Source organism: Providencia sp. UF-224 (genome assembly GCF_058245955.1).
Genome location: NZ_JBSICC010000026.1, coordinates 23,618 through 49,161 on the forward strand (window position 1 = coordinate 23,618; position 25,544 = coordinate 49,161).

23 protein-coding genes and 4 tRNA genes are annotated in these 25,544 nt (G+C 44.0%); 21 read left to right on the forward strand and 6 right to left on the reverse strand.

The window, feature by feature from the left end; all coding sequences use genetic code 11:
* Nucleotides 1-13 precede the first annotated feature (13 nt).
* The 15 genes from wecB to AC4IFO_RS18575 all read left to right on the forward strand — a co-directional run bounded on the left by wecB (nucleotide 14) and on the right by AC4IFO_RS18575 (nucleotide 12,942).
* Entirely contained in the window at nucleotides 14-1,144 is a 1,131-nt protein-coding gene (gene wecB / locus AC4IFO_RS18505; RefSeq protein ID WP_219244971.1) for a non-hydrolyzing UDP-N-acetylglucosamine 2-epimerase, read from the forward strand.
* Nucleotides 1,141-2,403 carry a UDP-N-acetyl-D-mannosamine dehydrogenase gene (gene wecC / locus AC4IFO_RS18510; protein WP_490736602.1) on the forward strand — a complete coding sequence of 421 codons (1,263 nt, stop codon included), beginning with the start codon at nucleotides 1,141-1,143 and terminating at the stop codon, nucleotides 2,401-2,403. The genes wecB and wecC overlap by 4 nt, the downstream gene beginning before the upstream one ends.
* Nucleotides 2,400-3,467 (forward strand): dTDP-glucose 4,6-dehydratase, encoded by a 1,068-nt coding sequence (gene rffG / locus AC4IFO_RS18515; RefSeq protein ID WP_490736604.1) that lies wholly within the window; start codon nucleotides 2,400-2,402, stop codon nucleotides 3,465-3,467. Before wecC ends, rffG begins: the two co-directional genes overlap by 4 nt.
* An 8-nt stretch (nucleotides 3,468-3,475) precedes the next feature.
* Nucleotides 3,476-4,357: a glucose-1-phosphate thymidylyltransferase RfbA gene (gene rfbA, locus AC4IFO_RS18520; protein ID WP_490736606.1), complete on the forward strand. Its 882-nt coding sequence runs from the start codon at nucleotides 3,476-3,478 to the stop codon at nucleotides 4,355-4,357.
* Complete coding sequence (gene rffC, locus AC4IFO_RS18525) at nucleotides 4,335-5,075, forward strand: dTDP-4-amino-4,6-dideoxy-D-galactose acyltransferase (RefSeq protein ID WP_490736608.1); 741 nt, start codon at nucleotides 4,335-4,337, stop codon at nucleotides 5,073-5,075. Before rfbA ends, rffC begins: the two co-directional genes overlap by 23 nt.
* On the forward strand, nucleotides 5,062-6,192 hold the full coding sequence (gene rffA, locus AC4IFO_RS18530) for a dTDP-4-amino-4,6-dideoxygalactose transaminase (RefSeq protein WP_490736610.1): 1,131 nt from the start codon (nucleotides 5,062-5,064) through the stop codon (nucleotides 6,190-6,192). Before rffC ends, rffA begins: the two co-directional genes overlap by 14 nt.
* Nucleotides 6,192-7,442, forward strand: coding sequence for a lipid III flippase WzxE (gene wzxE, locus AC4IFO_RS18535; RefSeq protein ID WP_490736612.1), 1,251 nt, complete (start codon nucleotides 6,192-6,194; stop codon nucleotides 7,440-7,442). Before rffA ends, wzxE begins: the two co-directional genes overlap by 1 nt.
* The gene (locus AC4IFO_RS18540) at nucleotides 7,439-8,521 is read left to right on the forward strand and encodes a TDP-N-acetylfucosamine:lipid II N-acetylfucosaminyltransferase (RefSeq protein ID WP_490736614.1); all 1,083 of its coding nucleotides are present in this window, start codon (nucleotides 7,439-7,441) and stop codon (nucleotides 8,519-8,521) included. Before wzxE ends, AC4IFO_RS18540 begins: the two co-directional genes overlap by 4 nt.
* A complete protein-coding gene (gene wzyE / locus AC4IFO_RS18545) occupies nucleotides 8,518-9,873 on the forward strand; it encodes an ECA oligosaccharide polymerase (protein WP_490736616.1) in 1,356 nt (451 codons plus the stop codon). The genes AC4IFO_RS18540 and wzyE overlap by 4 nt, the downstream gene beginning before the upstream one ends.
* A 9-nt stretch (nucleotides 9,874-9,882) precedes the next feature.
* Nucleotides 9,883-10,635: a lipopolysaccharide N-acetylmannosaminouronosyltransferase gene (gene wecG / locus AC4IFO_RS18550; RefSeq protein WP_490736618.1), complete on the forward strand. Its 753-nt coding sequence runs from the start codon at nucleotides 9,883-9,885 to the stop codon at nucleotides 10,633-10,635.
* A gap of 322 nt (nucleotides 10,636-10,957) precedes the next feature.
* Nucleotides 10,958-12,334, forward strand: a complete 1,377-nt coding sequence (thrP, locus tag AC4IFO_RS18555) for a bifunctional threonine/serine APC transporter ThrP (RefSeq protein ID WP_490736620.1) — start codon at nucleotides 10,958-10,960, stop codon at nucleotides 12,332-12,334.
* Nucleotides 12,335-12,501: 167 nt separating this feature from the next.
* A tRNA-Arg gene (locus AC4IFO_RS18560) sits at nucleotides 12,502-12,578 on the forward strand.
* A 79-nt stretch (nucleotides 12,579-12,657) separates the two neighbouring features.
* A tRNA-His gene (locus AC4IFO_RS18565) sits at nucleotides 12,658-12,733 on the forward strand.
* A gap of 16 nt (nucleotides 12,734-12,749) precedes the next feature.
* A tRNA-Leu gene (locus AC4IFO_RS18570) sits at nucleotides 12,750-12,835 on the forward strand.
* A 30-nt stretch (nucleotides 12,836-12,865) separates the two neighbouring features.
* A tRNA-Pro gene (locus tag AC4IFO_RS18575) sits at nucleotides 12,866-12,942 on the forward strand.
* Between the two features lie 747 nt (nucleotides 12,943-13,689).
* Here the strand turns inward: AC4IFO_RS18575 and AC4IFO_RS18580 are convergent.
* The 5 genes from AC4IFO_RS18580 to hemC all read right to left on the reverse strand — a co-directional run bounded on the left by AC4IFO_RS18580 (nucleotide 13,690) and on the right by hemC (nucleotide 18,372).
* Entirely contained in the window at nucleotides 13,690-13,917 is a 228-nt protein-coding gene (locus AC4IFO_RS18580; RefSeq protein ID WP_219244960.1) for a hypothetical protein, read from the reverse strand.
* Nucleotides 13,918-14,219: 302 nt separating this feature from the next.
* Nucleotides 14,220-15,413 carry a protoheme IX biogenesis protein HemY gene (gene hemY, locus AC4IFO_RS18585; RefSeq protein ID WP_490736622.1) on the reverse strand — a complete coding sequence of 398 codons (1,194 nt, stop codon included), beginning with the start codon at nucleotides 15,411-15,413 and terminating at the stop codon, nucleotides 14,220-14,222.
* 2 nt (nucleotides 15,414-15,415) lie between these two features.
* On the reverse strand, nucleotides 15,416-16,672 hold the full coding sequence (hemX, locus tag AC4IFO_RS18590; RefSeq protein WP_490736624.1) for a uroporphyrinogen-III C-methyltransferase: 1,257 nt from the start codon (nucleotides 16,670-16,672) through the stop codon (nucleotides 15,416-15,418).
* Nucleotides 16,673-16,675: 3 nt separating this feature from the next.
* Nucleotides 16,676-17,431 (reverse strand): uroporphyrinogen-III synthase, encoded by a 756-nt coding sequence (locus AC4IFO_RS18595; RefSeq protein WP_490736626.1) that lies wholly within the window; start codon nucleotides 17,429-17,431, stop codon nucleotides 16,676-16,678.
* The gene (gene hemC / locus AC4IFO_RS18600; protein ID WP_490736628.1) at nucleotides 17,428-18,372 is read right to left on the reverse strand and encodes a hydroxymethylbilane synthase; all 945 of its coding nucleotides are present in this window, start codon (nucleotides 18,370-18,372) and stop codon (nucleotides 17,428-17,430) included. Before hemC ends, AC4IFO_RS18595 begins: the two co-directional genes overlap by 4 nt.
* A 594-nt stretch (nucleotides 18,373-18,966) precedes the next feature.
* On the opposite strand from hemC, the gene AC4IFO_RS18605 reads away from it, so the two are divergent.
* Nucleotides 18,967-21,543 (forward strand): class I adenylate cyclase, encoded by a 2,577-nt coding sequence (locus AC4IFO_RS18605; RefSeq protein WP_490736630.1) that lies wholly within the window; start codon nucleotides 18,967-18,969, stop codon nucleotides 21,541-21,543.
* 47 nt (nucleotides 21,544-21,590) lie between these two features.
* On the opposite strand, the gene cyaY is transcribed toward AC4IFO_RS18605, so the two are convergent.
* On the reverse strand, nucleotides 21,591-21,908 hold the full coding sequence (gene cyaY, locus AC4IFO_RS18610) for an iron donor protein CyaY (protein WP_219244955.1): 318 nt from the start codon (nucleotides 21,906-21,908) through the stop codon (nucleotides 21,591-21,593).
* Nucleotides 21,909-22,133: 225 nt separating this feature from the next.
* Between cyaY and lptM the strand changes: the two genes are divergently transcribed.
* Genes lptM through yigB form a run of 5 tightly spaced genes read left to right on the forward strand, consistent with a single transcriptional unit; the run spans nucleotide 22,134 to nucleotide 25,518 of the window.
* Nucleotides 22,134-22,316 carry an LPS translocon maturation chaperone LptM gene (lptM, locus tag AC4IFO_RS18615; RefSeq protein ID WP_490736632.1) on the forward strand — a complete coding sequence of 61 codons (183 nt, stop codon included), beginning with the start codon at nucleotides 22,134-22,136 and terminating at the stop codon, nucleotides 22,314-22,316.
* A gap of 21 nt (nucleotides 22,317-22,337) precedes the next feature.
* Nucleotides 22,338-23,162 (forward strand): diaminopimelate epimerase, encoded by an 825-nt coding sequence (gene dapF, locus AC4IFO_RS18620; protein ID WP_490736634.1) that lies wholly within the window; start codon nucleotides 22,338-22,340, stop codon nucleotides 23,160-23,162.
* A gap of 24 nt (nucleotides 23,163-23,186) precedes the next feature.
* Nucleotides 23,187-23,891, forward strand: coding sequence for a DUF484 domain-containing protein (locus tag AC4IFO_RS18625; protein WP_490736636.1), 705 nt, complete (start codon nucleotides 23,187-23,189; stop codon nucleotides 23,889-23,891).
* Nucleotides 23,873-24,802: a tyrosine recombinase XerC gene (gene xerC / locus AC4IFO_RS18630; protein ID WP_490736638.1), complete on the forward strand. Its 930-nt coding sequence runs from the start codon at nucleotides 23,873-23,875 to the stop codon at nucleotides 24,800-24,802. The genes AC4IFO_RS18625 and xerC overlap by 19 nt, the downstream gene beginning before the upstream one ends.
* Nucleotides 24,802-25,518 (forward strand): 5-amino-6-(5-phospho-D-ribitylamino)uracil phosphatase YigB, encoded by a 717-nt coding sequence (yigB, locus tag AC4IFO_RS18635; RefSeq protein WP_490736640.1) that lies wholly within the window; start codon nucleotides 24,802-24,804, stop codon nucleotides 25,516-25,518. Before xerC ends, yigB begins: the two co-directional genes overlap by 1 nt.
* Nucleotides 25,519-25,544 lie beyond the last annotated feature (26 nt).

Below are 25,544 nucleotides of genomic sequence, written 5' to 3' on the forward strand. Positions count from 1 at the left end.
TAAGAGAGTCACTGTGAAAGTATTGACTGTATTCGGCACACGACCAGAAGCCATCAAAATGGCACCGTTGGTTCATGCATTGGCGAATGATGCAGATTTTGAAGCAAAAGTTTGTGTCACTGCACAGCATCGTGAAATGCTCGATCAAGTACTGAAACTGTTTGAGATCACTCCAGATTACGATCTCAATATTATGAAGCCAGGGCAAGATTTAACCGATATTACTTGTCGTATCCTCGAAGGTCTGAAAAGTGTTTTTGCTGATTTTCAGCCTGATGTTGTGCTTGTTCATGGGGACACCGCAACGACCATGGCAACGAGTCTAGCTGCGTTTTACCATCGTATTCCTGTTGGGCACGTTGAAGCCGGGTTGCGTACGGGAAACCTGTATTCCCCATGGCCTGAAGAAGCCAACCGCAAAATTGCAGGGCACTTAGCGATGTATCACTTCGCGCCAACGGAAAATTCACGCCAAAACCTGTTAAAAGAGTCAATTCCAGACAGTCATATATTTGTGACAGGCAACAGCGTGATTGACGCGTTGTTATGGGTACGAGACAAAGTCATGAGCGACCAGCACATGATGGAAAAATTGGGTGCAAACTACCCATTTATTGACCCTAATAAGAAAATGATTTTAGTTACAGGCCATCGCCGCGAAAGCTTTGGTGGTGGTTTTGAGCGTATTTGCCACGCATTGGCGGAAATTGCACAGGCACACCCAGATGTACAAGTGGTTTACCCTGTGCACTTGAACCCGAATGTCAGTGAGCCTGTAAAGCGTATTTTACATGATATCGATAATATTATTTTAATTAGCCCTCAAGAATACCTTCCATTTGTCTACTTAATGAATCATGCCTATTTGATTCTGACAGATTCCGGGGGCATTCAAGAGGAAGCCCCTTCTCTTGGCAAGCCTGTTCTGGTAATGAGAGATACCACAGAGCGACCTGAAGCGGTTGACGCGGGTACAGTTCGCTTAGTAGGAACAGATACACAAAAAATTGTTAATGAAGTTAATCGGTTACTGACAGATGATGCGGAATATCATGAAATGAGCCGCGCACATAACCCGTATGGGGATGGTCATGCTTGTCAGCGTATTCTTACAGCATTAAAAAGTAATCAGGTGAAATTATGAGTTTTGAAACTATTTCTGTTATTGGCCTTGGTTATATCGGTTTACCAACAGCAGCAGCCTTTGCATCACGTAAAAAACAGGTTGTCGGTGTAGATGTTAACCAACATGCGGTGGATACCATTAATCAGGGGAAAATCCACATTGTGGAACCTGAACTTGATATCGTGGTGAAAAAAGCCGTTGAAGAAGGTCACTTGAAAGCTTTTACAAAGCCACAGTCAGCCGATGCTTATTTGATTGCTGTTCCTACACCATTTAAAGGTGATCACGAACCCGATTTAGCCTATGTTCGTTCTGCGGCAGAGTCGATTGCGCCTGTGCTGAAAAAAGGGGACTTAGTCATTCTTGAGTCTACTTCTCCAGTGGGTACGACGGAGCAAATGTCACAGTGGATGGCCGAAGCGCGCCCTGATTTAACATTCCCACATCAAGCAGGCGAAGATGCAGACATCGATGTGGCTTATTGCCCAGAACGTGTACTGCCGGGCCAAGTGATGGTCGAATTAATTAAAAATGACCGTGTAGTTGGCGGTATGACACCAAAATCTTCACTGCGGGCGAGTGAGCTATACAACATTTTCCTTGAAGGTGAATGTGTGATCACCAATTCAAGAACCGCAGAAATGTGCAAATTAACGGAAAACAGCTTCCGCGATGTCAATATTGCATTTGCCAATGAATTGTCATTAATTTGTGCTGAGCAAGATATCAACGTGTGGGAGCTTATCAGCCTTGCAAACCGGCATCCGCGCGTGAATATTTTACAACCAGGTCCAGGCGTTGGTGGTCACTGTATCGCGGTTGACCCATGGTTTATTGTTGCTCAAAACCCGAAACAATCACGTTTGATCCACACTGCACGTTTAGTGAATGATGGCAAACCAATTTGGGTGGTTGACCAAGTGAAAGCCGCTGTTGCCGATTGCTTAGTGGAAACGGGCAAAAAAGCCAGTGAAGTGACCATCGCCTGTTTCGGCCTTTCATTTAAACCAAACATTGATGATTTACGTGAAAGCCCAGCAATGCACATCACGAAAATGGTCGCGAATTGGAACCCAGGTAAAACTTACGCCGTTGAGCCACATATCGAAGAATTGCCAACATCATTGAAAGGGATTTCTGAGCTAGTTTCTATTGAAAAAGCTGTCAATGAGGCGGATGTGATCCTGATGTTAGTTGACCACAATGTCTTTAAAGGCATTCAAGGTTCAGCAATACCACAAAAATGGGTTGTGGATACAAAAGGAGTTTGGCGTTGAAACGCATTCTAATCACCGGAGGCGCGGGTTTTATTGGCTCCGCAGTGGTTCGTCATATCATTGAGAATACGAACGACAGTGCGATTGTGGTTGATTGCCTGACTTATGCAGGCAACCTTGAATCCCTTGCGTCTGTTGAGAGCAGTGAACGCTATGCGTTTGAGCAAGTGAACATCTGCGACCGACAAGCACTTGACCGCGTTTTTGCGCAATATCAGCCAGATGCGGTTATGCATCTGGCGGCAGAAAGCCACGTTGACCGCTCTATTGATGGACCCGCTGCCTTCATTGAAACCAACATTGTGGGTACTTACACACTGTTAGAAGCCGCTCGTCACTATTGGTCTGCATTAGATGAAGGGAAAAAAGCCGCATTTCGCTTCCACCATATCTCGACAGACGAAGTGTACGGTGATTTAGATGGCCCAGAAGGTTTCTTTACAGAAACAACGCCTTATGCGCCAAGCAGCCCATACTCTGCCTCTAAAGCATCCAGTGATCACTTGGTGCGTGCGTGGCAAAGAACCTATGGTTTGCCAACCATGATCACCAACTGCTCAAATAACTACGGGCCGTATCATTTTCCTGAGAAATTGATCCCCTTAATTATTTTAAACGCCTTGGCAGGCAAACCACTGCCAGTGTACGGCAAAGGTGAGCAAATTCGCGATTGGCTGTTTGTGGAAGACCATGCACGTGCTTTGCATTTGGTGGCAACAACGGCGCAGGCTGGCACCACTTACAATATTGGTGGGCACAACGAACGCCGCAATATTGACGTTGTTGAAACCATTTGTGAGCTGCTTGAAGAGCTACACCCGCAGAAACCACAAGGTGTGGCACATTACCGCGACTTAATTACCTATGTGAAAGACCGACCGGGTCACGACATGCGCTATGCCATTGATGCGGAAAAAATTGAGCGTGAATTGGGCTGGAAACCCGAAGAAACGTTTGAGTCTGGCATTCGCAAAACGGTCTTATGGTATTTGAATAACGAAACGTGGTGGCGTCGTGTACAAGATGGCTCCTACGCAGGTGAACGCTTAGGCCTTGGCAATTAGGTGAAACCATGAAAGGTATTATTTTAGCAGGGGGATCGGGAACACGTTTGCACCCAATTACCCGCGGTATTTCCAAACAATTGTTGCCTATCTATGATAAGCCAATGATTTATTACCCGCTTTCAGTTTTGATGTTAGCGGGTATTCGCGAAATTTTAATTATTTCGACTCCAGATGATTTACCCATGTTCAAACGCCTATTGGGTGATGGGCATGAGCTTGGTATTGAACTGAGTTATGCAGAGCAACCGTCACCAGATGGCTTAGCCCAAGCCTTTATTATTGGTGAAGAATTTATCAATGGTGATAGCTGCTGTTTAGTCTTAGGGGACAATATCTTCTTTGGCCACTCATTCAGCCCGAAACTGAAATCTGTCGCAGAGCGCACCCAAGGAGCAACGGTATTTGGCTATCAAGTGATGGATCCAGAGCGTTTTGGTGTGGTGGAATTTGACGATAATTTTAAAGCCTTATCCATCGAAGAAAAACCTGTAAAACCGAAATCCAATTGGGCTGTCACAGGGTTATATTTCTATGACTCTCAAGTGGTTGAATTTGCTAAGCAAGTTAAGCCATCTGAACGTGGTGAGTTAGAAATTACCTCTATCAACCAAATGTATTTAGAGCGTGGGCAGTTAAATGTTGAGCTTCTCGGCCGTGGTTTTGCATGGTTGGATACGGGCACTCACGACAGCTTGATTGAAGCGGGTACATTTGTACAAACCGTTGAAAAACGTCAAGGTTTTAAAGTTGCCTGCTTAGAAGAGATTGCATGGCGTAATGGCTGGTTAACGGATGAACAAGTCGCCGAGTCTGCGCAGCACCTAAAAAAAACCGGTTATGGGCAATATTTAGAGGATTTACTCCGTGTCCGTCCGCGCCAGTATTGATGCCTTACAGTGGGAGAGCGACTTTTTTCATCGCTCAACTGCAAAGTTAAATTTTTCGGGGGAAAACCTCGAAACTGTCCTTGCTTATCAAATGGATGCGTACGATATCATCCAAGCCAAGGTTGCTGCGTCTGAAACACAGTTGATTGATGATTTAACCAGTATGGGTTTTTCATTTGTTGAAGGTGAGACGGACTTTGCACTCACTATTGGCACAGAAAATGCTTATCTAAAGGCAGGTTTAACGGCGGCAGATAGCGTTGTTGCAGCACAAGTGGATGACGTCCCTTTGTTACAACAAGCGGCTGCCTCTGTCTTTAGCAATAGCCGCTTTCGTGCTCCTTGGTATCGTGAAGGGGATAGCGGGCGGTTTTACGCTTTGTGGATAGAAAAAGCCGTGCTAGGTACGTTTGACCATACTTGCTTGTTAGTCAAAGACGCCTCAGGCGGCATTTTAGGCTTTGTGAGTTTGCGCCATATTGACGATGATACTGCACGCATCGGGTTATTAGCGAAAATGCCTGAAGCGCAAGGGCGAGGTATTGGTCGCAAGTTGATGTCTGCGGCGTTCGACTGGTGTGTGCAACACCAAAAAAGACAGTTAAATGTTGCCACCCAAATCAGTAATGTTGCGGCATTAAATCTTTATTCACGTAGCGGTGCGGCAATTGCCAGTACCGCCTATTGGTTATACAGGGGACAACATGATTCCATTTAATAAACCACCCGTTGTAGGTACTGAATTAGAGTATATGAGACAAGCCATGGAAAGTGGCAAACTGTGTGGTGATGGTGGCTTCACTAAACGTTGTGAAGAGTGGATGGAAAAACGTTTTAACTGCCCGAAAGTGCAGTTGACGCCATCTTGCACGGCGTCATTAGAAATGGCGGCGATCCTGATTGATATTAAGCCTGGCGATGAAGTGATCATGCCAAGCTTTACCTTTGTATCAACCTCAAACGCATTTGTTCTGCGCGGTGCAAAAATTGTTTTTGTGGATATCCGCCCAGACACCATGAACATTGATGAAACCAAAATTGAAGCGGCGATCACCGAACGTACGCGTGCGATTGTACCCGTTCACTACGCAGGTGTTGCGTGTGAAATGGACACCATCATGGGTATTGCCAAAAAGCATGATTTATTCGTTATTGAAGATGCGGCGCAAGGCGTGATGTCAACCTACAAAGGCAAGGCGTTAGGAACAATTGGGCACATTGGTTGTTACAGTTTCCATGAAACCAAAAACTACTCTTCCGGTGGGGAAGGTGGTGCGACCTTAATCAACGATAAAGACTTAATCAGCCGCGCTGAAGTCATTCGTGAAAAAGGCACAAACCGTAGCCAATTCTTCCGTGGGCAAGTGGATAAATATACGTGGCGTGACATTGGCTCCAGCTATCTGTTATCTGACTTACAAGCGGCATATCTGTGGGCTCAACTGGAAGAAGCAGACAAAATTAACGAGCGTCGTTTATTGCTGTGGAAGCGTTACTACGAAGCATTGCAACCGCTGGTGGATGCAGGCCGTTTAGTGTTAGCCACTGTGCCTGAAGGTCTGGTTCACAACGCCCATATGTTCTACATCAAATTGAAAGATGTGGAAGAGCGCACTGCATTCAATGAGTTTATGAAGTCTCACGGCGTGTTAACGGTGTTCCACTACGTTGCACTGCATACAAGCCCAGCAGGACTTGAGTTTGGTCGCTTCCAGGGTGAAGACAAATACACCACCAAAGAAAGTGACCGTCTGGTGCGTTTGCCGATGTTCTACAACATGACGGATGCCGAACAGCAAACCGTTATCGAGCACATTAAGGCGTTCTTTGCCTAATGTCGTTAGCTAAAGCCTCTGTTTGGACAGCTGGGTCTACCCTGATTAAAATCGGGGCAGGCCTACTTATCGTTAAATTACTGGCAATTGCATTTGGCCCGAGTGGCGTAGGGTTGGCGGGGAATTTCCGCCAATTGATTACTGTTCTTGGTGTGTTGTCAGGTGCGGGGATTTTCAATGGTGTCACAAAATATGTGGCAGAGCACCATCAAGACCCGGTCAAGCTTCGTGCCGTTTTAGGGACGTCATCAACGCTAATTCTCAGCTTTTCAACGTTATTAGCCGTTATTTTCTTACTATTTAGTGGCGCTATCAGTCAGGTATTATTTGATAGCTCTGATTATGCCTCTGTGATTTATGCCGTGGCATTTATTCAGATGGGGATTGCATACGCAAACTACTTCTTAGCCATCTTAAAAGGTTATAGAGACGCATCAGGCAATGCTCAAGCTATCATTTTTGGGAGCTTAGTGGGTGTTGTTGCCTATTATTTGTGCTATACCTTGGGGGGATATGAAGGCGCGCTTGCGGGCTTAGCCCTTGTGCCAGCCTTAGTTGTCTTACCCGCAGGTTTGATGATTATTCGCCGCAAACAATTTGCACTGTCAATGCTGAAACCCGCTTGGGATAAAGCCATTGCAACGCATTTGGGTAAGTTTACCATCATGGCGTTGTTAACGTCGGTGACATTACCTGTCGCTTATATCATGATGCGAAATCTATTAGCAGAGCGTTATAGCTGGGACGATGTAGGGTTATGGGCTGGAGTGAGCACGATTTCAGATGCTTACTTGCAGTTTATTACTGCGTCATTTTCGGTGTATTTATTGCCGACACTTTCCCGCTTACAGCATAAAAGCGAAATTTCATCTGAAATCATTAAAGCCTTAAAATTTGTCTTACCCGCTGTTGCTGTTGCCAGTTTTATGGTGTGGCTCCTGCGTGATTTTGCTATTTGGCTGCTATTTTCTGAAAAATTTACAGGAATGCGCGACTTATTTGCTTGGCAGCTTGTGGGTGACGTACTGAAAGTTGGTGCATATGTGTTTGGTTATTTGGTAATAGCCAAAGCTGCATTACGTTTTTATGTCCTAACCGAATTGAGTCAATTTGTGTTGCTGATGGGCTTTGCTCACTGGCTTATCCCTGAGCATGGCGCGGTTGGTGCGACACAGGCCTATATGGCCACTTATATCGTATACTTTACTTTATGTTGTTGCGTATTTTTGATTTACCGTAGGCGAGCATGACAACCTTAATACATGTACTGGGATCGAATCTCCCACATCATAACCAGACGGTTTTAACGTTTTTTAATGACGTTATTAGCCAAGAGATGGCACCGTCACAAAAACCGCATTTTATGGTCGTAAGCGATGATGCGGGGCTTGCTGACGCTTATCCACAGCTCGAAATTGACGTTTTTGCAAATAAAAAATCCATCGCAAACGGTGTGATAAAGCGGGCGAAAGCAGATCGCCGCACTCGTTTCTTCTTCCATGGGCAATTTAATGCACCAATTTGGCTGGCACTGTTATTTGGCCAAATCAAGACTCACCAGTTTTGGTGGCATATTTGGGGTGCAGACCTGTATGAAGAATCTAGTTCACTGAAATTCAAACTGTTTTATGTTTTGCGTCGTTTGGCGCAAAAAAAAGTGGGGCATGTTTGTGCGACACGGGGCGATTTATGTTATTTCCACCAGTCGAACCCTAAAGTGCCTGCTTCAGTGCTGTATTTCCCGACACGGATGGATCCCGCTTTAACGGTGAGCGAACGTAAGCCACGTGAAGGCGAGCAACTGACTATCCTGCTCGGTAACTCGGGTGACCGTTCTAATCGCCATGTAGAGGCTCTGGGAGCGATTAAACAGCAGTTTGGTGACAAGGCCCGTGTGATTATCCCAATGGGATACCCAGCGAACAACCACGTTTATATTCAACAAGTGGAAGGCGCGGCAAGTAGCACATTTTCAGCGGGTCAGGTCGAGATACTCAAAGAGCGTATGGCATTCAGCGATTACCTTAACTTGTTGAAAACCTGCGATCTGGGTTATTTCATTTTTAATCGCCAGCAAGGGGTTGGTACCGTTTGCTTATTGATTCAATTCGGTATTCCGTTTGTGATCAGTCGTCAAAATACGTTTTGGCAGGATTTAACGGCGCAAAATGTGCCCGTATTTTTCTATGGTGATGAATTAACGACCTCGCTGGTGGATGAAGCACAGCGCCAAATGACGTTGTTGGATAAAGCCAATATTGAATTTTTTGCTCCAAACTTTACTGAGGGTTGGAAAGCTATCCTCAGTGTTGCGGAGGGGCGAGCATGACGCTAATGGAGTTAGGTGGCTTAGCGCTGGTCTACCTGATATCAATTATCTTTATCGGCACCTTGCTGTATAAAGAGTTTTTACGTGTTCGTTTTAACTTCAACATTTTCTTTTCAATGTTGTATTTATTGACGTTTTATTTCGGTTTCCCGTTAACCTGTGCCTTAGTGTTCCAGTTTGATGTGGCAGTCGTGACAGCGGATTACCTTTTGTATGCGCAGCTTGCGGCGACCAGTTTTTATGCCATCTATTATGTAGCCTATAAAACGCGTCTGTCGCGCAGAGTAGATACTTCACGGCGTGCGCTGTTTAGCATGAATAAAGTCGAAACCAACCTCACTTGCATGTTATTAATCGCTATTGCGGTAGTGACGGTGGGTATCTTCTTTATGCAGAACGGTTTTTTACTGTTTAAGTTGAAATCCTACAGCCAAATTTTCTCCAGCCAAGTTTCAGGGGTTGCATTGAAGCGGTTTTTCTACTTCTTCATCCCTGCCATGTTGATTGTCTATTTTCTGCGACCAACGCAAAAACGCTGGATTTTCTTCCTTATCAGCACCGTCGCTTTTGGCTTTTTAACCTACGTTATCGTGGGCGGAACACGAGCGAATATCATCATCGCTTTCGCATTATTTTTATTTATCGGCATCGTCAGAGGCTGGATCACACTCTGGATGCTGGGTGCGGCAGGCGTCGCCAGTATTGTCGGGATGTTCTGGTTGGCATTAAAACGTTATGGGCTGGATGTAAGCGGCTCTGAAGCGTATTACACCTTCTTGTACCTGACCCGAGATACGTTCTCACCATGGGAAAACCTTGCCTTATTACTCAGTCATTATGATGAGATGGATTTCCAAGGACTTGCGCCGATCATTCGCGACTTCTATGTATTTATTCCATCGTGGGTGTGGCCAGAGCGGCCAGATACCGTGCTGAACTCAGCGAACTATTTTACTTGGGAAGTGTTGAATAACCATTCTGGGTTAGCCATTTCACCGACCTTGATTGGCTCATTAGTGGTGATGGGTGGGGTGATTTTCATTCCACTTGGTGCAATCGCAGTGGGCTTGATTATTAAATGGTTTGACTGGATTTATGGCATGAGCTTGCAAGAGCCAAACCGCTATAAAGCCGCAATTATGCAGGCATTTTGTTTCGGTGCGATTTTCAACATTATTGTATTAGCGCGTGAAGGCGTCGATTCTTTTGTCTCGCGGGTGGTTTTTTTCTGTTTAATTTTCGGGTTATGCCTGATTTTGGCAAAACTCCTGTATTGGTTATTTGAAAGTGCGGGGCTTATCCGCGCAAAAACGGCTTCTTTCTTGAGAAGCCAACAACGTGAAAGTCGTTAAGGAAGCATCATGGAACCGTCATCAACTCAATCTTCATCTGTTCCTCAGTATTCGATTCGTGGACATAATATTTGGGGCTTCAAAGACATGGCCCACTTTTTGGATTATTTGTTTGCAGATGGTGAGACCAAAACGGGGACTTTAGTCGCAATTAATGCGGAAAAAGTGATGATTGCGGAAAAAGACGCCGCACTAAATACCTTATTAGGCCAAGCTGAATATCTGTATGCCGATGGGATCAGCATTGTGCGTGCGATCCGCCGTAAATACCCAAAAGCTCAGGTTTCCCGCGTTGCAGGCGCAGATTTATGGGAAGGGCTGATGGAAAGAGCAGGGCGTGAAGGTACACCTGTATTTTTGGTCGGTGGTAAGCCTGAAATCCTCGAACAAACCGAAAGTAAACTGCGCGCTCAATGGAATGTGAACATTGTTGGCTCGCAAAATGGCTATTTTACCGCAGAAGACCGTGGTGCTTTATTTGAACGCATTCATGCAAGCGGCGCCAAAATTGTCACGGTTGCAATGGGGTCACCAAAACAAGAACTTTTTATGCGTGATTGCCGTGTTGTTCACCCAGACGCGCTGTATATGGGCGTTGGCGGGACTTATGATGTCTTTACAGGCCATGTGAAGCGCGCCCCAAAAGCGTGGCAAAACTTAGGTTTAGAATGGCTGTATCGCTTGTTATCTCAACCTTCGCGTATTACTCGTCAGTTTAAATTACTGAAATTTTTAGGCTATTACTACGGTGGTAAGCTATAAGTTTGCTTCCAAGCAATGGCTGACGAATAAAGCGGGATAAAAGTTAACTTTTCCCGCTTTATTTATATTTATTTATCACGTTTATTTCCCCTCCATACCGATTGCAGAGTCATTCTTCTGTGTATTCGCTGGTCTCTTTCCTCAAATATTTCTATAATTCATCAAAAATAAATGTAGATCATAGTTTTTATCTCTAATTTGGGTCTATGACATGCTTTTCAGTCGATGAGTCGGCTGTTTTTAATAAATTACAGTGGTTATGACTAATTTCGTTCCAATTCACGCTGTGATTTAACGATAATAATTGATGACAGGGGTATTTATGGGGAATCCACAACAGGGACTTCAGCGCGGGTTAGAAGCTCGACATATTGAGCTTATTGCGCTAGGTGGAACAATTGGTGTTGGGCTATTTATGGGCTCAGCCAGTACGTTAAAATGGGCAGGGCCTTCCGTGCTGCTGGCGTACATTATTGCCGGTATTTTTGTGTTCTTCATCATGCGCTCCATGGGGGAGATGCTGTTTCTTGAGCCTGTCACGGGTTCGTTTGCCTCTTTCGGTTATAAGTACCTGAGTCCATTTTGGGGATGCCTCACCGCGTGGGGTTATTGGTTTATGTGGGTGGCGGTTGGGATCTCCGAAATTACCGCCATCGGTGTTTACGCTGAATATTGGTTCCCAGATGTGCCTCAGTGGGTATTTGCCATTGTCGCAGTAGTTTTAGTCGCATTGGCCAACCTTGCTGCCGTTCGCTTGTATGGTGAGTTAGAGTTTTGGTTTGCGATGATTAAAGTTACCACGATTGTGGTCATGATCCTGATTGGCTTGGGGTTAATCTTTTTCGGCCTTGGAAATAACTTTGAGCCGATTGGCCTAGGTAACCTGACGGAACATGGCGGCTTCTTTGCGGGGGGCTGGAAAGGCTTCTTATTTGCGCTGTGTATCGTTGTGGCTTCCTACCAAGGTGTTGAGTTAGTTGGGATCACGGCTGGTGAAGCGAAAAATCCGCAAGTGACGCTGAAAAAAGCTATTAATAACATTTTATGGCGCATTTTGATTTTCTACGTAGGTGCGATTTTTATTGTTGTAACCTTATTTCCATGGACTGAAGTCGGGCAGCAAGGGAGCCCGTTTGTGTTAACTTTTGCGAAAGTGGGGATTGTGTCTGCGGCAGCTGTGATCAACTTTGTGGTGCTCACAGCGGCGCTGTCTGGGTGTAATAGTGGCATGTACAGTGGTGGCCGCATGTTGTACGCGTTAGCGCAAAATAAGCAGCTACCGAGTGGGTTACTGAAACTCACGAAAAATGGCGTTCCGGCACGCTGTGTTGGTTTTACGATATTGTGCCTTGTTGCGGGCTCTAGCTTGAATTACATCATCCCGAATCCTGAAAAAGTGTTTGTATACGTGTACAGTGCAAGCGTCTTACCAGGGATGGTGCCATGGTTAGTTTTGCTCACCAGTCAAATTCGTTTTCGCCAGCAAAATAAAGAAAAACTCGTCGGGCATCCATTTAAGTCAATTTTATTTCCATGGGTCAACTACGCCACGTTACTCTTTTTGGCCTGTGTCTTAGTCGGAATGGCGATAAACCCAGATACGCGGATGTCATTAATTGTCGGCGCACTCTTTTTAGGAGCGGTTTCTTTGCTTTATTTTCTAATTCAGGCGTTAAACGGCCACAGTAAAAAAGCCTAGGGAAGATATTTTCTCGGCAATTTTATGGGCGGCGCGCGAAAAAGAGGGCAAAAATGCTCTCTTTCTCGACGAAATGGATAAAAGGCAAGCAATCGATATTTTTATTTCAAAAAGGACTAGACAGCGGGTAGATAAATCCGTACTATCCTCTCCCGCAACGGCGTTAAGCGCCCGTAGCTCAGCTGGATAGAGCGCTGCCCTCCGGAGGCAGAGGTCTCAGGTTCGAATCCTGTCGGGCGCACCAGTTTTAGCGCGTCGCTACGGTTGGCAAAATGACGTTGTATGTAGTATGATAGCAACGCTTTGAAAAAAGTGAAGTTATGGTGGCTATAGCTCAGTTGGTAGAGCCCTGGATTGTGATTCCAGTTGTCGTGGGTTCGAGTCCCATTAGCCACCCCATTTTTTTTGTGACATTGCGAGGGTGGCGGAATTGGTAGACGCGCTAGCTTCAGGTGTTAGTGTCCTATGGACGTGGGGGTTCAAGTCCCCCCTTTCGCACCACGAAAAAAATTGATGTGAAGCAGTACATTTCGGCGAGTAGCGCAGCTTGGTAGCGCAACTGGTTTGGGACCAGTGGGTCGGAGGTTCGAATCCTCTCTCGCCGACCAATTTAAAGAACCCCGCTTAATAGCGGGGTTTTTGCATTCTAGCGGTATTGAATTTTTTATACTCACCACTGAGCTGGCCAATTAACTCTCTTTTAAATACCCTCTTTTTCTCTCTTTTTTGTTTGTTCTTTCTATTTAATTGCCTATATCAAATGCTAGTCTTTAACATGTTGTTTTTTATATAAAAAAACTAGTGTCGTGGTTTTTATACAAACCCATATTTCAATGTCTCCAAAAAGAGACATTTTACTCATTGATTTATAAAGATAAATTTTTAACTGCATTAAGATGTCTCTAAATTGAGACAAGAACATCTACCTTAATGAGTACTCATAGCCCATAAAGTGCCGTGAGTGCAGTGGAGAAATTGAGTAGATACAAAATAACGTGCAAAACCGAGGTGATACGGAATAATTAGGAAGATAATGGAAAAAATAGGATGATAGAAAAAGTTGGCACGCATCATGCATTATTAAATATGTAGATGCTCATCTCACTTCTTATGATAGCAATGCTTCATAAACCCAGAGATGACGCAAAGCCGATTATCGGTGCCTATTGTCCAACTTAGATGATCAAGAGCTCATCCTCTTACCATCAACGAACGGGCGAAACGTTGAGTGAGGCACCATCCGTCTGTAGACCTGATTGTATTTTACACCTGCCTAGTGCAGGTGTTTTTTTTTGCATTTTTTATAGCATAGCCCCTTATCGATGTGGATAAGAGGCAAAAATCAAATAGGAAGACTAATTTTTACCTTTGCTAAACCATTTACTGATCCAGCGGGTAATGTAGGTATAGCAAAGAATAATGAACGTAATGATGAAAATATCTTTACTGAGGTCTTCAGTATTAAAGCCAATGATCATAATAAAAACAAAAGGTGATAAAACTAACAGTAGTAGGTCAAAAAAGATTTGTAAACGGTTTGGTGTCGCGATAATCCAGCGCCAAATAGCTTTAACTACATTCATATAAATTTCCTAAATTCATTCAAAGCAAAAATGCATATAGTGTTTTATACACTATGTATTTGTTTTATGACATAGCTGTACCTGTTTTGTTTACAATGAATTTATTGTGTTTTTTAGGGGCGTTTATTTTTTCACGCGCTATACCGACAATAATACTTTCTTTGTCGTTTTTGGATATTGATGAGATAACAAAGCGGGGCAGAATGCTATTTTTTTGTGTCTTTATCGGGTGTTATAGATGAGAAATAAAAACGCCACTTTTTACAGTCGCGTTTTTATTGAGTGCAAATATTCGAAAATACTTAAGTGCGTTCTTGCTTCAATGAATGCGTTAAGGCTTCTTGACGAACCTTAGCGGCTTCATTTGGTTTATGCAGCTTATCGTAAGTATCTGCGAGCCATGAAGCATCTTGAACATCAAAGCGCTGTGCTAACGCAGCTTTAAAGTAAGACTCTGCTTTTTCCCACTGAGCATTCTGTAACGATAAAACACCTAATGTACTGTTTAATAAAGGTGTGGCACCATTTTGTTTTTGCAGATGCAGTAATGTTTTTTCGATAGCTTCAGGGTGATCGCTGTTAATTTTTGGTACTAGCAGCAGTAAGCGCTCATCATATTGTTGCTTTAATCCATCAATAATCATTTTTTCTGCGCTTTTGGTATCACCACACTCAATCAAGTGCTCAGCTAAGAAGGCTTGAAGTGCGGTTTCATGGCGAACACGACGAGGTTGTGATTTCCACCAATCTTTCAGGCCATCACTTCCACCTTCAGCCATGCATTGGTTCATTAACCCTTTGTAAGCTTTCAGCTTTAATGCATCGAGTTCGTCTTCATTATGAAACTGAATTTTTGCCATCACTGGGAGTAATTCGATCAATGCTTGGTACGCGCCCGAACGTAGGTAAGCTTGTTCAGCAAGACGTAAAACTTCGGGGTGTCTTGGGGCTTTATCAATCAGTTTATCGATACCATTACGAGCGGCATGGACTTCACCTTCAGCAAGCTGAATACGCACACGGCAAATATCGACAGGGAGTTGGTCGCTCCCCGCAGCTTCAGCAGCACGGTCTAAATACTGGTGGGTACGGAACTCATCACCACGTTGTTGTGCAGCTTCAGCGGCCATCAAATAGTTAATCACTGGCTGTTGAGAGAAATCGGCATGCTTACTCATCAGCTTTTCAACTTGCTCAAAGTCGCCTTCAGCTAATTTCAGCAACGCTTTTTGGGTTTGAGTGTGGGCTTTATGGTATTTTCGACCACTCACCCATCCTTTCGTGCGCGAAGTGGTACTCATAAAACGGCGATAGCACCAACCAAGGAATAGCAGCACAAATTGCAGCAGGATGAAACCTAAAACGAGGCTAGTGACACTGGTGGTAATGTCATAATTATCTGTACGGATAAAGACATAACCTTGGTGACCCGCCAATAGTGGGCCTAAGATCACTCCCGCAATCAGAACCAGAAAGAGGATTAATACCTTAATCATCATTACCCCCTATTGCCAGCAGGCTCTGCGGATTCAAAAGGGTGTTCTGTATCCGGCGTTTGTGCATCAGTAGCAGGAACGGCATCTTTTGCGGCTTTTGTTGCGTCTTTTACTGCCTCAGCGGCGGCATCAACTGCACCATCAGTGGATTTGTCAGTTTCAGTCTGTGAAAGCAAGCTGCGAACGCGCGTTTGCATCAATTTTTCGAGCTTTTCTTGACTTTCGAGAGCATCAGGCATTTCAACATCAATCGGTTGATTGATTAGCTCATCAATGGTCGCTAAAAAAGCCTTTGTCGCTGGCGCTTCGGTATCAAAATAGGCTCTCACCCATGTAGAAGCTTGTTCTAATGACTGCTTATACGTTTCTTCTTGATAACGAGGAACCGCTTGGGCGGCAATTAAAAGCTGTGAACGAATATTCTCACGTAAATAAATATCTTGGTTTGGGGCTAATAGTGGAGCTTCTGAACCGTCACGAGCGCGAACGGTAATAAAATCACTCGTGAAGCTTTTCCAGCTGCGTGACAAGTTTTGTTTCCAATCGGAAATATCGTCACTTACATCACTGTTATTATCATCCGCTGCATCACCACTGTTTAAATCGGCGAGGCGCAAGTTATCAACCTCATTACTAAGCTGATTTAACTTTAAGATAATGCCGTCATAGTCAATCTGGTTAATCGCAGCCAGTTTTGCCATGTCATTATTGATGGATTTACGAATATCCAGCAGGCTTGGGTCGTTCATTTCCGCTAAACTGGAGTCTGCACTCTTTAGCAGAACTGCCGCGGTCACAGGGTCATGATCATTCCACAATTTGCGACCGGCCATCTTCACCATGAAGTCGGCTTGGGCGATCAGCCAGCTTTTGACATCGGTACTTGAAAGTGCGGTGACATGAGCTTGCAGCTCTTGCATACGGCGATTTAATTTATCTTCATATTCAACGGCATGATTTTTGATATCTTTGTTGGCAGCAATCAAGGCATCTACACGTTGCCTATCTGAATTTTGCTGATCAATTAAATCACTTAGTTGCTGTTTTAGTTCATTGTTTTCATTAACTAATTTAGCATTACTTTGTTGAGTGAAATAATAGAGGCCACCACCAATGGCGATGATAACCGCAATAGCAATAATCCCGCCTACGAGACCAGAACGTTTTTGTTCCGAGGAAGGTTTAGTTTCGCGGTGAACTGTTGATTTTTCACCTGTTTCTGGCGTCACCGTCTCGGTCGTTTTATCGTGTTCCGTCATAAATTAGCATCCCATATCGGTTGAAATTAATGCTTCAATTAAAGCATTATTATCTGCGCTATTCGCTACACAGACCTTCTGCCATCCACTTTGGCGGGCGAGATCTGCAATCCGTTCACTGACAACCAGCAGGCGGCGGGAAAACCACCATGCTCGATATTCATCGGTGATTAATTCTTCAAGCAAGGCTAACATTTGCCCGCTAGTGATTACGACATCAGTAATCTCGGTTTGCACCCATTTCTGATTGAATTGTATTTTGTCGTAATTTACAGGCAACCTTGCGTAACACTCGCAATAATCAACGTGGGCTCCACGCGAGCGTAATGTGGATGCGAGAAGCTCTCGCCCACCATTTCCCCGCAATAAAAGGGCACGTTTGCCTTCTAAAAATTGGAGCTCAGGAAGGGTAAGAAGCACTTCACTGGTTTCCCCATGGTCAGCCCAATGTGCTGTTTGCCCTGTCGTGTGCTGAAAATACTGCCCAGTAGAACGACCTATTCCATAGTAAGATAACTTATCAGACCAGCTACGTCCCGTTTGTTCAAGCGTTAAATTTGCGTATTCGACTGCATTTTTGGACAAAAGAAAGACCAGATCGTTCGTTTCTAGGGCATCGAGCTGAGTGACCAAAGTATTGAGCTCAGCCCCTGGCCCAATACGAATTAAAGGAGAGGCATAAGCTTGCCCACCTATTGAGGTTATTGCCGCTATCAGCTCTGAGCCTGAAGGTTCAGGGCGTGTGACAAGAACTCTCATGCAGGCGAGTTTCCTTTATACACTTCAGCTAAAATTTCTCTCGCGCCTTGTTCTAATAGCTCTTCAGCTAATGAAACACCCGCTTGGCTGGCCTCTTGTGGGGTGATAAGCCGCTCACCGCGAATAATCACGCTACCGTCTGGTGCACCGACAAGGGCACGTAACCAAATTTTGTCATCTTGCCAAATTGCATAGCTGCCGATAGGAACTTGGCATCCGCCTTCTAAGCGCATATTCATCGCACGCTCTGCAAGTACGCAAGTCGAGGTATCATCATCGTTCAGTGCCGCAAGTAACTCACGGGTTACCGTATCATCTAATCGACATTCAATGCCAACAGCACCTTGCCCAACAGCGGGTAAACATTGTTCAGGCTCAAGTGCAGTACGAATACGCGCTTCAAGCCCTAAGCGTTTTAGACCCGCAACAGCTAGGATAATGGCATCGTATTCGCCGTTATCGAGTTTTGATAAGCGAGTGCCCACATTACCGCGTAAATCACGAATGACTAAATCAGGGCGGAGTTCTCTGAGTTGGCACTGGCGGCGTAAACTTGATGTGCCTACAACACTGCCTGTTGGCAAGGCATCAATATTGTCGTACTGATTAGATACAAAGGCATCACGAGGGTCTTCGCGTTCGCAGATAGTAACTAAACCAAGTCCTTCAGGGAATTCAACGGGCACGTCTTTCATTGAATGAACGGCAATATCCGCACGTCCTTCTAATAACGCAAGCTCCAGCTCTTTAACAAATAACCCTTTTCCACCTACTTTTGCCAGCGGGGTATCAAGAATGATGTCGCCTTTTGTCACCATAGGGACAAGCTCAACCTGTAAACCGGGGTGAAGCAGCTCTAGTTTGTCTTTGACAAAATGCGCCTGCCATAAGGCGAGAGGGCTTTTACGCGTTGCAATGCGTACGATATTTGTTGATGTCATTTTGCTGTTTTCTCTGGCGAAAATTGCCGTGTATTAACCATACAATTGGCATTAGTTTTAACATGTTAAGGATTTTTTTTCCAGTTGGGTACAAAATCACCATCCAGATTATTTGTAACAGATTTATATTTGTGACCATGATGCAGGAAAGTGATTCAAAAGATGATGACCTAAGATAGCAATTGAGTTATTTCTTTAGCTTATCGTGCTATTTACGCCATTGTGAGGGGCGGGATTTGCATAAATTTGTGTTGAAGCGTGCAAGCACAGGCGCCGTGCGTATTGTACTTAATATCTTTTTGAATTGTTATTTTGTTAAACAATTCCTATGAGTGATATTATTCCATTGAAAAACAAGGGATATTCTACCGAGTTAAAAAATAAAAAGCCTTTTTATACAATATGTTGAAAAGCATTTTGTATCAAAAATAAGCGTATAAAATTATGTGATCTACTTTACCCTTTTGCTCCAAGGTGTTAAATTGATCACGTTTCCGACAATTCATTTGAAAACTTTTTTAAATCTATCTCTATCTGTTGGGTGCTGGGAAATTTCCAGATTTGTATTACATTCATTACAGTCAGGCGTAACCTTTGTATCTCTATATTGAAACCTTAAAACAAAGACTTGATGCGATAAACCAATTACGGTTAGAGCGCGCGACGGCGTCTATGAGCGAAACCTTTTCACAGGTTTATAGCTTGCTGCCAGTCTTGTTTCATTATCATCATCCTATGATGCCTGGTTTTATCGAAGGTAGCGTCCCTCATGGTGTATGTTTTTTCTCCCCAGATACAGAGCAAATGAAATGGTTAGAGCAATTTGAACGCTTCTTACCCACAGATTCGAGTGCTAATGGTGAATTACCTATCACTGGAATTTATTCAATGGGCAGTACCTCTTCGGTTGGGCAAAGCCACTGTTCTGATATTGATGTGTGGGTTTGTCATCCATCATGGCTTGATCACGAAGAAAAATGCTTTCTGCAAAAGAAATGTACGTTGATTGAGCAGTGGGCAGCGTCTTTAGGCATTGATGTCACCATCTTTTTAATTGATGAAAACCGTTTTCGTCACCATGCCAGTGGGCATATTGGTGGGGAAAATTGCGGCTCAACGCAGCATATCCTGTTATTAGATGAGTTTTATCGTACTGCTGTGCGCATGGCGGGAAAACGTTTGCTGTGGACGATGGTGCCTGTTGAAGAAGAACAGCATTACGATGAATACGTCATGGGGTTATATGCACAAGGTGTATTGACGCCAAACGAATGGCTAGATTTAGGCGGGTTAGGTGAGCTGTCAGCCGCAGAATACTTTGGTGCCAGCTTGTGGCAGTTATATAAAAGCGTCGATTCACCCTATAAAGCGGTATTAAAAAGCATTTTGCTTGAGTCTTATTCATGGGATTACCCCCACGGTAAATTACTGGCAATGGAATTTAAACGCCATCTACATGCAGGCGAAATCGTGAGTTACGGTTTAGATTCATACTGCCTGATGTTAGACCGCGTTACGCGCTATCTCACCGAAATCAATGACTCTACTCGCCTTGATTTGATCCGTCGCTGTTTTTACCTCAAAGTCTGTGAAAAACTCTCTGAAGATGATGGCAATGCCTGCTCTGGTTGGCGTCGTGATGTGCTATCTCAACTTGTTGAATCATGGGGATGGAGTGCGGAACGTTTAGCGTTACTCGATTCACGTAATCAATGGAAAATTGAACGTGTTCGTGAAGCGCATAATGAATTACTCGACACGATGATGCAAAGCTATCGAAACCTTATTCGTTTTGCGCGTCGAAATAATTTAAGTGTTAGTGCAAGCCCACAAGATATTGGGGTATTAACACGTAAGTTATATGCGGCTTTTGAAGCCTTACCGGGTAAAGTGACCTTGGTGAACCCGCAGATTTCTCCTGACTTAAGTGAATCTCACTTAACCTTTATTTACGTGCCCGCAGGGCGTGCGAATCGCAGTGGCTGGTATCTGTATAATCAAGCACCAAATATTGACGCGATTATTGGTCATCAACCTCTTGAATATAACCGCTATTTGAATAAGTTGGTGGCATGGGCGTATTTCAACGGGTTACTGACTGAAAATACGCAAGTGTATATGCACAATGGGCAATCTCAGTGTGATGAGCGAAAACTGCTTGAGTTAATGCATGACGTCTCTAGCCATTTCCCAATTCGTTTGCCTGCACCCACACCAAAAGCGCTGTATAGCCCGTGTGAAATTCGCCACCTTGCCATTATCGTTAACTTAGAAAAAGACCCGACTCAGGTTTATTCTGAGCAAGTGGTGCACGTGGATTTCAGGAAGCTGGATATTTTCAGCTTTGGTGAGTCACAACAATGCCTTATCGGCAGCATCGATTTGTTGTACCGCAATTCATGGAATGAGGTGAGAACCCTGCATTTCAGCGGCGAGCAATGTATGTTAGAAGCATTAAAAACCATTTTAGGTAAGATGCACCAAGATGCGGCACCACCAGAAGCTGTCGAAGTCTTTTGTTATAGTGAGCACTTACGTGGCTTGATTCGTACCCGTGTGCAACAGTTAGTTTCCGAGTGTGTTGAGCTGCGTTTATCCAGTAATCGTAATGATCCGGGACGTTTTAAAGCGTTACGTATTGCGGGGCAAACGTGGGGGCTATTCTTTGAACGCCTAAATGTTTCAGTACAAAAACTCGAAAATGCGGTTGAATTCTATGGTGCAATTTCTCATAACAAATTGCACGGTTGGCCAGTTAAACTGCAAGCGAAAAGTGATAATCACTTACCTGCGGTCGTTGATGGCTATGCCAGTGAAGGCATTGTGCAGTTTTTCTTTGAAAACACCCCAGATAATACAGGCTTTAATATCTACGTCTTAGATGAAGCTAACCGTGTCGAAATCTATTCTCACTGTGAAGGTTCGAAAGAAGATTTAGTACGTGATGTGAGTAAATTCTACTCATCTTCCCATGACCGTTTCACTTACGGTGCTAATTTTATTAATTTTAATCTACCTCAGTTTTACCAGATTATTAATCAAGAGGGTAAAAACCAAGTGGTGGCGTTTTCTGGTGTGACATGGCCGTTTGGTGCAGAAGATGAAAGTGATGAAATTGGGCATGATATGCGCTTAGCGCCACAAGGGCAGCAACAAGCGCACTATTATTGATTTCTTCATTGCGAGCAGGCTTTTGCCTGCCGGTCACGTTATGTTTCTTAGAAAGAAAACGGTTCTTGGCTTTGAAACGCGATAGCTTCTGCCAATTTTGTTTTAAACTCATGACCTGAACGGTCACAAATCCAATTTCCATCTTGATAATCATAGTGATACCCACCTTGTTTGGTGGCTAACCACATCTGATGAAACGCTTCTTGCTTATTGATAATGATCTTGCTGCCATCTTCAAAGCTGAGGGTCATCACACCGCCATTAATCTCACAATCAATATCGGCATCGCCATCATAATTATCTAAATGCTCTTCAATTGCGCTAAGCAGCGTTTCTGCTAGCTGATGAAATTCGCTGTCATTCACGGTTAAGTTCCTGTTTGCTCAAAATTAGTTGATTGAAATTATTATAGTTAATGAAAATTATAGGGGGGAACGCGCGGGGAGGGAAGCCCTTAAAATTTTCAGATTAAATTTAGCCTAAAGTATATAATGTCAACATGCTTGATAAACAGACGTGATTTGCGGGTTCAGTCCTGTTATTGTGTAAAAATATCAGATGTCAAAAGTGAGTATTACAGGCGAAAAAGAATGAAAAAAAGTTTAGTTGGGCTTAGCGCACTTGTTGTTTTATTTACCCTTTCTGGCTGTGGATTAAAAGGCCCTCTTTATTTTCCACCAGAAGAGAATGCGGCATCGTCGCAAACATCTGATGTGCAACCTACTGCTCCAAGCAGCTCAGTAAAAGAGCCTGCTCAAGCAATCAACCAGTAAGTTGCCGCTATGGAGCGTGAAATGCAATTCTCTAAAATGCATGGCTTAGGCAATGACTTCATGGTGGTTGATGGAGTAACCCAAAATGTGTATTTCTCCCCAGAAATGATTTGTCGCCTAGCCGATAGACATACTGGGGTTGGTTTTGACCAACTTTTGTTGGTTGAAGCGCCTTATGACCCTGATCTCGATTTTCATTATCGCATTTTTAATGCGGATGGTAGTGAGGTTTCCCAATGTGGTAATGGGGCTCGTTGTTTTGCACGTTTTGTTCGTCTTAAAGGTTTAACCAATAAGCAAAAAATTAAAGTGAGTACTCAATCAGGTCGCATGACATTAACCATTAACGAAAATGATGATGTCAGCGTGAATATGGGTGAACCTGATTTTGAGCCACAGAGAGTTCCATTTCGCGCAGTTAAGGAAGAAAAAACCTATATTATCCGAGCACAAGAACGTACAGTGTTGTGTGGTGTCGTTTCAATGGGTAACCCGCATTGTGTTATCCAAGTGGAAAGCATCCATACTGCGGAAGTGGAAATATTAGGCCCAGCGCTCGAAAGTCATGAGCGTTTTCCTGAACGTGCTAATATTGGTTTTATGGAAATCGTTAGCGCAGAGCATATCCGTTTGCGTGTTTATGAACGTGGTGCGGGGGAAACTCAAGCGTGTGGTAGCGGTGCGTGTGCTGCCGTCGCAGTTGGGATTTCTCAAGGTTTATTAGCTAAACGGGTTCGTGTGGATTTACCCGGAGGTTCCCTTGCTATTTCTTGGGATGGGCCGGGAGCACCTCTCTATATGACGGGCCCTGCGGCACACGTTTATGATGGAGTGATCCAGATATAATCTTGAAAGGGCAAAGAGGATAGTATGGATAAAACTGAAAAAGCATCCAAACAGATTCATCAAATGGATGAAAATGACGTGGTGCAGTACTTAAAGGAAAATCCTTATTTTTTTCTACGCCACCCAGCGCTTGTTGAGCAAATAAATGTTCCCCACGTGGTGAACGGGGCGGTGTCCTTACCTGAGTTAGTGATGAGCCGCCAACGGATCAAAATTAAAGAACTTGAGCAAGATATCCGTTTTATGGTTGAGCAAGCGCATGAAAATGTGGAGCTTTTTGATGAGTTATTACTGCTGGTGATTGAAATGTCATCATCAAAAAGCTTACAAGAAATGCTACAAGCGCTTAATCGCTGGGCGAAAAAACTGGGCTTGTCAGGTGCGTCTGTTCGTCTATTTAGTGACAGCTGGCGTTTATCAGCACCTCTCGATGCGCATCAATTAGTGATTTCCCGTCGTGTTTTTGAACCCGTGAGAATTCAACGGTTTGGTGAAAGGCAGAATTATCTTGGGCGCTTAAATGGCCCTGAAATTCAGTTACTGTTGCCAGAAGCATTGAATGTGGGATCCGTGGCGATTTCATTATTTGGTCACCATGGTGAATCTGGCATGGTGATTTTTACCAGTCGCTCTCGTGAACATTACCAATATGGAATGGGCACGGTAATGTTAGAAAAAGTCGCTCAAATTCTTCCGAGGTTATTAAGCCAATGGATAGAACGCCTGTAGATGCTCAGCCCGATGGGCTGATGATCCAAGTTGAAGCATTCTTGCGTTATTTACGTGTTGAGCGGCGGTTAAGCCCTGTCACGATTACAAATTACCGTCGCCAGCTCAGTGTGATTGTTGAAATGCTGGTTTCAATGAAAATTGATGAATGGAAAAAGCTCGATACCACACTCGTTCGAAATATTGCAGCAAAAAGCCGAAAATCGGGGCTTCAAGCGGCCAGTATGGCGCTACGTCTTTCATCATTAAGAAGTTTTTGTGATTGGATGGTTCACCAAGGTGAACTGCCAGCCAACCCAGCCAAAGCGATTCAAGCGCCGAAGGCCAAAAAACGTCTGCCAAAGAATATGGATGTGGATGAAGTTTCCCAGCTTCTGAATATGGACAGCGGCGATCCGCTGGTTGTTCGAGATAGAACCATGTTGGAAGTGATGTACGGCGCAGGTCTACGTTTGTCAGAGCTGGTTGGGTTAAATGTCCGTCATCTTGATTTAACAATGGGTGAAGTCAAGGTGATGGGTAAAGGCAGCAAAGAACGCAAAATTCCACTAGGGAAAACGGCGGTGAGCTGGTTACAGCGCTGGTTAGAAATGCGCGAATTGTATGAACCTGAAGATGATGCTGTATTTATTTCTACCCAAAGTGGTAAGCGAATTTCGAACCGAAATGTTCAAAAGCGGTTTGAACAATGGGGCATCAAACAAGGGGTTAACAGCCATATTAACCCACACAAATTACGCCACTCTTTTGCGACACATATCCTTGAATCAAGCGGGAATTTACGTGGAGTGCAGGAACTTTTAGGCCATGCGAATTTATCAACAACACAAATCTATACGCACCTAGATTTTCAGCACTTAGCAAACGTTTATGATGTGGCTCATCCGAGAGCAAAGAGGGAGAAACCTTAATGCATTTTTACCGCCCGCTATCGCCAATTAAAGCGATTACGTTTGATTTGGATGACACGCTTTACGATAACCACCCTGTTATTGATAAAACGGAAGAGGAAGTTTTACGTTTTGTGCGTGAATATGACCCACAATTCAATCATTTTAATAATGATGATTTGTACGCTTTTCGCCGTCTAGTGGAAGAGCAAGAACCTGAAATTTTTCATGATATTTCACGTTGGCGTTGGCTTTCATCGAAAATGATGTTTTGCCATTATGGTTATTCGCGGGAAGATGCTGAAAAAGGCGCAGATGATATCATGGCGCATTTTACGTATTGGCGTAATCAAATCGATATCCCTGAATCAACGCATAAAACCTTACTTCAGCTCGCTGAAAAAGTGCCGTTAGTGGCGATTACCAATGGTAATGCGCAGCCTGATGCGTGTGGTTTGGGGAATTATTTTCAGTTTGTTTTAAAAGCAGGCCCGGATGGGCGCTCGAAACCTTTTTGCGATATGTACCGACTAGCCGCGCAGCGCTTAGATATCGAACCACAGTTTATTTTGCATGTGGGGGATAATTTGCTCACTGATGTGGAAGGTGCGATTAATAGCGGTATGCAAGCTTGCTGGATAAACCCAAGTCAAAAAACACTGATGGAAGAAAAAGACGTACGTTTATTGCCGCACGTTGAAATTTCCCAGTTGGAATCTCTCTTATCATTGGTATAATCATTTTTCATGTATAAAAACACAGT

Excerpts from the sequence above, each read along its gene's own strand:
- wecC (WP_490736602.1), top strand. The coding sequence starts at position 1,141 with ATGAGTTTTGAAACTATTTCTGTTATTGGCCTTGGTTATATCGGTTTA.
- rfbA (WP_490736606.1), top strand. The coding sequence starts at position 3,476 with ATGAAAGGTATTATTTTAGCAGGGGGATCGGGAACACGTTTGCACCCA.
- rffA (WP_490736610.1), top strand. The coding sequence starts at position 5,062 with ATGATTCCATTTAATAAACCACCCGTTGTAGGTACTGAATTAGAGTAT.
- wzxE (WP_490736612.1), top strand. The coding sequence starts at position 6,192 with ATGTCGTTAGCTAAAGCCTCTGTTTGGACAGCTGGGTCTACCCTGATT.
- AC4IFO_RS18540 (WP_490736614.1), top strand. The coding sequence starts at position 7,439 with ATGACAACCTTAATACATGTACTGGGATCGAATCTCCCACATCATAAC.
- wzyE (WP_490736616.1), top strand. The coding sequence starts at position 8,518 with ATGACGCTAATGGAGTTAGGTGGCTTAGCGCTGGTCTACCTGATATCA.
- wecG (WP_490736618.1), top strand. The coding sequence starts at position 9,883 with ATGGAACCGTCATCAACTCAATCTTCATCTGTTCCTCAGTATTCGATT.
- thrP (WP_490736620.1), top strand. The coding sequence starts at position 10,958 with ATGGGGAATCCACAACAGGGACTTCAGCGCGGGTTAGAAGCTCGACAT.
- AC4IFO_RS18580 (WP_219244960.1), bottom strand. The coding sequence starts at position 13,917 with ATGAATGTAGTTAAAGCTATTTGGCGCTGGATTATCGCGACACCAAAC.
- hemY (WP_490736622.1), bottom strand. The coding sequence starts at position 15,413 with ATGATTAAGGTATTAATCCTCTTTCTGGTTCTGATTGCGGGAGTGATC.
- hemX (WP_490736624.1), bottom strand. The coding sequence starts at position 16,672 with ATGACGGAACACGATAAAACGACCGAGACGGTGACGCCAGAAACAGGT.
- AC4IFO_RS18595 (WP_490736626.1), bottom strand. The coding sequence starts at position 17,431 with ATGAGAGTTCTTGTCACACGCCCTGAACCTTCAGGCTCAGAGCTGATA.
- hemC (WP_490736628.1), bottom strand. The coding sequence starts at position 18,372 with ATGACATCAACAAATATCGTACGCATTGCAACGCGTAAAAGCCCTCTC.
- lptM (WP_490736632.1), top strand. The coding sequence starts at position 22,134 with ATGAAAAAAAGTTTAGTTGGGCTTAGCGCACTTGTTGTTTTATTTACC.
- dapF (WP_490736634.1), top strand. The coding sequence starts at position 22,338 with ATGCAATTCTCTAAAATGCATGGCTTAGGCAATGACTTCATGGTGGTT.
- AC4IFO_RS18625 (WP_490736636.1), top strand. The coding sequence starts at position 23,187 with ATGGATAAAACTGAAAAAGCATCCAAACAGATTCATCAAATGGATGAA.
- xerC (WP_490736638.1), top strand. The coding sequence starts at position 23,873 with ATGGATAGAACGCCTGTAGATGCTCAGCCCGATGGGCTGATGATCCAA.
- yigB (WP_490736640.1), top strand. The coding sequence starts at position 24,802 with ATGCATTTTTACCGCCCGCTATCGCCAATTAAAGCGATTACGTTTGAT.